The 694-nt window shown below is 38.6% G+C and carries 1 pseudogene; it reads left to right on the top strand.

Annotated features, from left to right (window positions below):
• Positions 1 to 498: 498 nt before the first annotated feature.
• Positions 499 to 694, top strand: a pseudogene (locus BACCOPRO_RS17060) (replication initiation protein); the annotation flags it as partial.

Below are 694 nucleotides of genomic sequence, written 5' to 3'. Positions count from 1 at the left end.
CGAATTAGTACCTGCTCGCCATTGTCAGCTTTGGTGAAAGACGCTGCGAGGTTGTTACGGTATTCTCTTACTGATAATGCTTCCATATCTGTTTGCTTTTAAATTCAGCACAAAGATAGCTATATTTCAATAAAATACAAACATTTTGTACACAAACGTGTACACGCCATAAAAACCCGTTTCCAATCCTACCGCCCGTTGGTTGGTTTTGCTTTGCTCTTTTTCCCTATCGTTTTTCTTTTTCCGACAGTAAATCAACCACTTAGCTCTATAAATTCCCCTTGTCTGTTATAAGCATCGTCTGTAATATGCTCTATCACTTCTTCGCAAACGCCCATAAATAAAGGGATTAGAACATGTGTTTCCCCACACTTTGGGAGTTTAGTCCCCACACTTTGGGAGTTTAAAAGTAAATTAGTCCCCACACTTTGGGAGTTTTACCCCTCTTTTTTTGTTTTAATGTGGGGATTGTGTATATTTGCAGCAAATCAATCGTTTATGAAAAAGAAACTACCTATTACCAAGAATAAAGATGTTGTTGTTTCATGGGTATATACATGGTCAAAACAGCAAGACATGTCCATACACGAACAAAGAATAGTTCTTCGCATACTGGAAGCGTGCCAAGCTGAACTAAAGGGAGTAAAACTGAAAGATTATGCAGGCACGAAACGCAAGTTTGAGCATGGACTTT

The sequence above is a fragment of the Phocaeicola coprophilus DSM 18228 = JCM 13818 genome (assembly GCF_000157915.1).
Classification (GTDB): Bacteria; Bacteroidota; Bacteroidia; order Bacteroidales; family Bacteroidaceae; genus Phocaeicola; species Phocaeicola coprophilus.
The sequence above is the reverse complement of the archived record's forward strand: the minus strand, read 5'-3'. Positions and strand labels throughout refer to the sequence as shown.